8 protein-coding genes are annotated in these 6071 nt (G+C 44.9%); 6 read left to right on the top strand and 2 right to left on the bottom strand.

Annotated elements, in window-relative coordinates; all coding sequences use genetic code 11:
* The first annotated feature begins 67 nt into the window (after positions 1-67).
* A complete protein-coding gene (locus AWU56_RS12920) occupies positions 68-628 on the top strand; it encodes a tyrosine-type recombinase/integrase (protein WP_286682760.1) in 561 nt (186 codons plus the stop codon).
* Positions 629-652: 24 nt separating this feature from the next.
* Here AWU56_RS12920 and AWU56_RS12915 read toward each other — a convergent pair whose 3' ends face one another.
* Positions 653-1747: a hypothetical protein gene (locus AWU56_RS12915; protein WP_286682759.1), complete on the bottom strand. Its 1095-nt coding sequence runs from the start codon at positions 1745-1747 to the stop codon at positions 653-655.
* A 148-nt stretch (positions 1748-1895) separates the two neighbouring features.
* Between AWU56_RS12915 and AWU56_RS12910 the strand changes: the two genes are divergently transcribed.
* Positions 1896-2273, top strand: a complete 378-nt coding sequence (locus AWU56_RS12910; protein WP_286682758.1) for a PM1101 family membrane protein — start codon at positions 1896-1898, stop codon at positions 2271-2273.
* Between the two features lie 2 nt (positions 2274-2275).
* Positions 2276-2617 (top strand): LytR/AlgR family response regulator transcription factor, encoded by a 342-nt coding sequence (locus AWU56_RS12905; protein WP_286682757.1) that lies wholly within the window; start codon positions 2276-2278, stop codon positions 2615-2617.
* A 9-nt stretch (positions 2618-2626) separates the two neighbouring features.
* Here the strand turns inward: AWU56_RS12905 and AWU56_RS12900 are convergent, their stop codons facing one another.
* Positions 2627-2818 (bottom strand): carbon storage regulator, encoded by a 192-nt coding sequence (locus tag AWU56_RS12900; protein WP_286682756.1) that lies wholly within the window; start codon positions 2816-2818, stop codon positions 2627-2629.
* Positions 2819-3758: 940 nt separating this feature from the next.
* Between AWU56_RS12900 and AWU56_RS12895 the strand changes: the two genes are divergently transcribed.
* The 3 genes from AWU56_RS12895 to AWU56_RS12885 all read left to right on the top strand — a co-directional run.
* Positions 3759-4262 (top strand): hypothetical protein, encoded by a 504-nt coding sequence (locus AWU56_RS12895; protein WP_286682755.1) that lies wholly within the window; start codon positions 3759-3761, stop codon positions 4260-4262.
* Positions 4263-4273: 11 nt separating this feature from the next.
* On the top strand, positions 4274-5536 hold the full coding sequence (locus AWU56_RS12890; RefSeq protein ID WP_286682754.1) for an efflux RND transporter periplasmic adaptor subunit: 1263 nt from the start codon (positions 4274-4276) through the stop codon (positions 5534-5536).
* The coding region (locus AWU56_RS12885; RefSeq protein ID WP_286682753.1) for an ABC transporter ATP-binding protein at positions 5529-6071 on the top strand (543 nt) is incomplete at its 3' end. The genes AWU56_RS12890 and AWU56_RS12885, both read left to right, overlap by 8 nt.

Genomic DNA, 6071 nt, shown 5'->3' with positions numbered 1-6071 from the left:
CTATTTCCCCCTTTATACCCTCTTAAGTACTCAAAATCACGTTTTACAGCAAAAAAGGAACTCGATCATGGCCGAAGTACAAGCGGTTAAAGATCTGGATACCGTGAAGCTGATTAGCTACCTTCTCAAACGAACTTATGGTCACCAAATTGCTGATGTTTGGGATGTGGGCTTGAACCTGGCGTTACGGATCTCAGATCTACTATCCATCAAGTTTGAAAACATACACGATGAGCGTCTGACTCTGATTGAAGGGAAGACGTCGAAACAGGCAACCATTAAGTTAAACGACAAAGCTCGGTCGATTATTGCTCGTATTCAAGAAGAGCATCCCGAACATATCTACTTGTTTCAGTCCTACCGGAACCAATGGTCCAAAGGTTTGGACGAGGCACCGATTAGCCGCCGTTATGTTTCGCGGGCGTTCGCCGAGATAGGAAAGGAGGTAGGCATTAAACTAGGAACTCACTCAATGCGAAAGACCCGTGGTTATCATCTTTACAAGAATACCAATGACATTGCCAGAGTAATGAAGATGCTGCGCCATAGCTCTGAGGCTGTGACCTTGCGTTATATCGGCATTACTCAGGAAGATGTTGATAGGGACTTTGCTGAGTTAGAGCTTTAGGGGCAACTAGCCCCTATTTTTGTCTTAAGGAAGTGTTTCTTCTGCTTGATGTTCGAACCTCAAACTCATCCGTTCAAACTCTCTGTCAAAATAGCCATCCATAATTAGCTCATTGGCAAGCTTATCGAACTCCTCATCATCATATTGTAGCTCTGAAAGTGTAATGTTTCTTATCTCGTTAGGCGGAATGATGTCGTAAACGATTTTTTTCGGGGTTTCGAATTGGTCGCAAAATATAGTCAACTCGATACGTGACACAATGCTGGACTTTAAAAATATAAATGTATCGCTTGATGTCTGAGCGCCAGCCTGGATATCGTTAGGCTCCCATAAAAAGGTATACTCGTTGTAGGTATGGTCTTGTGTTATGTCGAATTGCGTTGGAGGGGAGTCAAACCGCATTGTCTCTTCTAGTAGTGATGGCTTTTTTCTCTTTGGTGAGTGGGGTACACTTTCCCGTGTATTGTCCACGCTTAATCCTTTTTTCTTTTCTAGTTTTATTTCCACAGAGACGCCTGTTGCTTTTGTTGAGGAGCTATTCTTTAGCTTGAGGGTGAGTAGTTCAGCGCCTCCCCAAGTTTTAAGGTAGTTGGAACGGTGGTGGAAGAAATCTGGGTGTAAGCGTTCACCGTGATTAAGACCAGCTATCCCCGATAAATGATACATTGTTTCATAGTGTGCGGGAGCTTCTAGGGTTGGAATGTCCTTTGCGTCGGGTAACTCGGCGAGAACGCCCCTCAACCTTATGACATTCTTTTTAAACTCCTCCATATCGACGTTTAATAGTTTCATTTCCAACTCAGGCTTCGCCTTTTTGGCTTGCAGCTGGGCCTCAACTAGGTCTTTTCCTATCGTAATCGCAGAATGGTAGACGACACCTATCACTATTAGGCTAAAACCCAACCAAGGGGTACTAGAACCTCGAAATAATTCGATTAAGATGTCTGCCTTCCCGAAGAAAAGCTCGCATAGATAAATCAGAATAGCTTGAAAAAGGTTTAGCTGGGATTCGACAACAATTGTGAGGCCTGTGAATACGAGGAGTCTAGCGATAACATTATATGTTTTCGGTCGGATGATTTCTAAAAATCGTTTTAGGCGCTCCAGCCAAACATCCATTTTTCGTGCCTCCACGTTGAGTTAGAGATTTTGTTGCGGCTCACGTTTTTTAATTGTCGCTCTATTATCTAATGAAAAATGATTAAAACCTATATCACCTTATGGCAGTTAACCCTGCAACTTTTAAGCTGTCAACTAGGAGGGTTTTATGTCAAATGTAACCGTGGTTAAAACGAAAAGCGAACTTGAGAGAGCCATAGATAGAAAAGATGAGGTTATTGCAGTACAAAGCGCATCACTGGCAGATGACGTGAAAACATTAAAATCGGCATCATCCGGTGCCTTTGCGTTAGCCGTTGGCTCTGCAGGCGTTTTTGCCACAAACTTTTGGAATCCAATGGGCTGGGGCTCTGGCATTATCGGAACCTTATCTACCGGCTCACTGATCACCGCCATAGTGGCGATAGGGCTCAGCACAACGTTGCTGTTTGCTATTTACAATGACTACTCAATAAAAGGGAGAACGTCGATTAGACTGGCCGGTGGTAATAGCATCGATGCCGACCTGGTTATGGAAAGGGACTAGGTATGGGTAGCATAAGACGAAACATTATTGCTGTTAAAACACGTCCTGGTGAGGTTCGTTTTGTTGCGGTTGCTTCCATCGAGCGTGTGGAAGCGTTTGGTAACTACGTGAAGATTTACTTCGGTAACGAACGAGTGCTTCATCGGGCAACATTGTCTGACATGGAAGACATACTGGACGATAGATTCATTCGCATCCACCGAAGCCATATTGTAAAGCGTGATCAGCTAAGAAAGCTTCTGTCAGAGCTCGGTCGATACCAGGAAGTCGAACTGGCTGACGAGACAATACTTCCGCTGGGCGGCAACTATAAGCGCCAGCTAATGACCGAACTTGGATTGTAAGGGATAGGCTCAGGGTGAAGTCACCCTGAGCTTATTTTTTGTTTTGGGAGCCTGTGCGACCGCATCGTCTCGCATAACCACAACGCCTGTTGGAGCATCGATACCAAGCTTTACCTGGTCATGTTTGACCCTACAAACAGTGACGGTTATGTCGTTACCTATTGTTACCTTCTCGGATGCCCGGCGGCTGAGAATAAGCATATTGAAATCCTTTTCAATGGTTGATTTCGAACTTATAGAGTAACCATATTTACGTATAAGCGCACTAAAAGTTGAAAAATCGGATTTCTATTGAGTCCGCTGTTCGCTCAAAGCGGAAATGGAAAATAATTATTAGCAGAATAATTCACTAAGCGTTAATTCCCATTACGGCTTGAAGATCTCTATCTTTCAAAAGGCCGCGAACGGAATCGTTGTGAACGTAATATCCTGCGGCATCCCTGAAAATAACCTTTAGTTATATGATTAATTCCTTGTCCAATAACTTGAGGCCTCGAGAGGGCTGAAGGAATTTCCCTATACTGCTTTCTTGCGATATCCCACCATTATCGTCATGAGTTGGGATTGCGTCAGCATACCTAAGTAAAATACGTATTATTTGTTCTAACTGGAGGCGGAAGAATATATACCGCTGGTGCTAAATGAAGTGTCCAACCTAAAAATAGACTGTGTGCGATTACTTCTTGCTGCTCACTCGACTTACATTGAGATACCACTTCTAACCAAGGAATTATAAAACATATTTGTCGATTTTATAATTTCTATATGTAATATGATAAAGATATTAATAAAGTTTGATCATTATGTTTTTCTCTGCTAATAATGATTTGCTGATTGAAGTCCTTGATGTACAGCAATTGTTAATTTACACAAACCAAGGAATTAAAAATGATCAAGAAAAAAGTATTGAGTGTTCTATCGGCGTTGGTTGTCGCTTCAACATCTTTGTCAGTTTGGGCAGCATGTGGCGACTCAGTCTGTGGAAATGTTGGCGATAGCTACGTGTGTTACGTAGAGACAGCCGAGAGAACTCTTAAAATGTGTACATCCGAGTCACCATGTTCGGTCCGTTGTTAAATAAAACATTAGGATCGCAACTTCGTGAAGTTGCGATCCTATCTCTCTTATTGGTAGGTTACATATGATAAAAGCATTTACTATTTTAACGTTTATGGTTGTCTCTACTTTTTTCGTTACACTTACACATGCACAAGAGCGTGAAGGATGGACCGAGATTCACGCTGATAGGTTTGATAGGGTCGAGGCGTTCTTTTTAGAAAATAGCTGCGAGTTTTATCAAAATGCTGCGTTTATCTACGATAGTGGGTCCGCACGCTTTATCAGTAAAGTTGAGGTTGAAGAGTTACTGCCCTCAGATGCTGATCTGTTCATGAAGCATGGCTGCTCAATTGAGGTCACCCCCGAGACGCTGAGTCAGGTATTGGGTTACGAAAGGAGCATTCCCAAGAACGCCATAGTAATTCTATTTTTTGATTTACCGGTCTCTCAGGATGGTAGCTCGGTCTTACATTTACTGTCTGACGAACTCAAAGCAGCTTATAAGGCGCGCCTAGCCGGTTTATCCAAAATTAATAAGTTCGAGAAGTATAAAGTCGTGACTTCCTTAACTGGCTACAACCAATAAGTGCTGACGTTATGCTAACCATACCTTCGCGAAAATCGAGACTGCAAAAGTGGCTTATTATCGCCGTGTCTTGCTCCGCCCTTGCACTTGTATTTTGGGGGCTCAGCAGTGCGGTTGCGTCGTTAAGTCAAAATACGGTGCTGAATCCAAGTCAACTTGAGGTGGATACGGGTGCCGTTAAACGCTCGGTTGCGGCATATGGTCGGTTGCGCCCAAGAAATAGCAGTACGGTTATCGCAGAGGTGAGTGGCACGATTGAAACGATTCATCAGTACCCTGGCGAACATATTGAGCAGTCTGAGCTAATTATCACGCTGCGTAACCCGTCGTTAATGCGGCAGCTTGATACGGCTGAACTGGCGGTTCTTCGTGCTCAGGCAAACTTAGAGTCCACCGAGGCCCAACTGTATGAGCGTCGCATTACGCTCGAGAACGATCTGGCGCTAATGGAAAGCGAAATCACCTTTGCACAAAAAGAGTTAGAGACGAAAGCCTTTTTGCTCGAGGAGGCGATCGTCGCCAAGCTTGATTACATGCGCTCAGAGACCAGCTTAGAGCAAACTAAGTTAAAGCATCAGTTGCAGCAACGTAAGCTAGATGCTTTTGAGAAGTCTAAGCAGGCTGAGTTAAAGGCGGCTCAATATCAGCTCAAAGAGGCTGAAAAAGAGCTGGAAATGGTTCGGTATGATATTCAACAACTTAATGTGACTGCCAAGCGGGCTGGCATTCTTAATGAGTTGGGTACGAGTTTAGAGGTCGGTAGTTCGATTGAGCGCGGGCAGACACTCGCACAGATAACGGAACCGTCTCATTTATACGCCGATTTGCTGATCTCGGCGCAAGACGCTAATCATGTTGTGCCATCCCAGCAGGTCACGGTTAATATTCGCGATACTGTGGTCAATGGCGAAGTACTTAGGGTTTATCCCAGTGCCGAGAATAATCAGGTTCGCCTTGAGGTTAAGTTCAGTGAGGCGTTGCCCGAGTCGGCACGGCCGAACTTAGATATTTCAGCTGAGATAGCAACGCAGCAACTCACAGAAGTGACTCGTTTACCTATTTTTGAGGCGGTCACGCGCAATCACTCGACGCTCGATGTGTTTGTACTCCGTGATAATCGCTACGTGCGGCAGCAGGTGCGGTTCGGATTGATGGGCAACCAGTACATTGAGGTGTTGATTGGTCTTAAAGCGGGCGATCGTGTGCTGATCAATGTGCCTGAAGCGTATCAGTCTGCAACAGAAATACCTACGAGCGAGTTAGAAAATGGCTGAGTTGCTTAAGCTAGACAGGGTTACACGGGCATTCAGTGATGGCACACAACGGGTCATGGCGCTAAGCAATGTGAGTTTTTCGGTCGGTGAGGGTGAAACACTGGCGATTGTTGGACCCTCGGGGAGCGGTAAATCAACGCTTTTATCGATCTTAGGCTTGTTGGACAGAGGCTATAAAGGCACCTACACAATAAGCGATACCAATGCGGCAGCATTGGATAATCAACAGCTCGCACACCTTAGAAACCGCGAGATTGGCTGGGTTTTTCAGAATTTCAATTTAATCAGTCACTTAAGTGTGCTTCATAATGTCGTGTTGCCGATGCGCTACAACCGCGAGCTCGACAAACGGGCATATCACCAACGCGCATTGGCGGTGTTAGACAGTGTTGGGTTAAAGGATAAGCTGGACGCAAAGCCGAGTCAGCTATCTGGGGGGCAGCAACAACGCGTTGCAATAGCACGCGCTTTGGCAAATCAACCCAGTTTGGTACTCGCCGACGAGCCGACCGGTAACCTTGATTCGAAAACAGGG

The sequence above is a fragment of the Idiomarina sp. T82-3 genome (genome assembly GCF_001577655.1).
Classification (GTDB): Bacteria; Pseudomonadota; Gammaproteobacteria; order Enterobacterales; family Alteromonadaceae; genus Idiomarina; species Idiomarina baltica.
The sequence above is the reverse complement of the archived record's forward strand: the minus strand, read 5'-3'. Positions and strand labels throughout refer to the sequence as shown.

What these genes read in the sequence shown, in the direction of transcription:
- AWU56_RS12900 (WP_286682756.1), bottom strand. Translation starts at nt 2,818, where the DNA reads ATGCTTATTCTCAGCCGCCGGGCATCCGAGAAGGTAACAATAGGTAAC.
- AWU56_RS12905 (WP_286682757.1), top strand. Translation starts at nt 2,276, where the DNA reads ATGGGTAGCATAAGACGAAACATTATTGCTGTTAAAACACGTCCTGGT.
- AWU56_RS12910 (WP_286682758.1), top strand. Translation starts at nt 1,896, where the DNA reads ATGTCAAATGTAACCGTGGTTAAAACGAAAAGCGAACTTGAGAGAGCC.
- AWU56_RS12915 (WP_286682759.1), bottom strand. Translation starts at nt 1,747, where the DNA reads ATGGATGTTTGGCTGGAGCGCCTAAAACGATTTTTAGAAATCATCCGA.
- AWU56_RS12890 (WP_286682754.1), top strand. Translation starts at nt 4,274, where the DNA reads ATGCTAACCATACCTTCGCGAAAATCGAGACTGCAAAAGTGGCTTATT.
- AWU56_RS12895 (WP_286682755.1), top strand. Translation starts at nt 3,759, where the DNA reads ATGATAAAAGCATTTACTATTTTAACGTTTATGGTTGTCTCTACTTTT.
- AWU56_RS12920 (WP_286682760.1), top strand. Translation starts at nt 68, where the DNA reads ATGGCCGAAGTACAAGCGGTTAAAGATCTGGATACCGTGAAGCTGATT.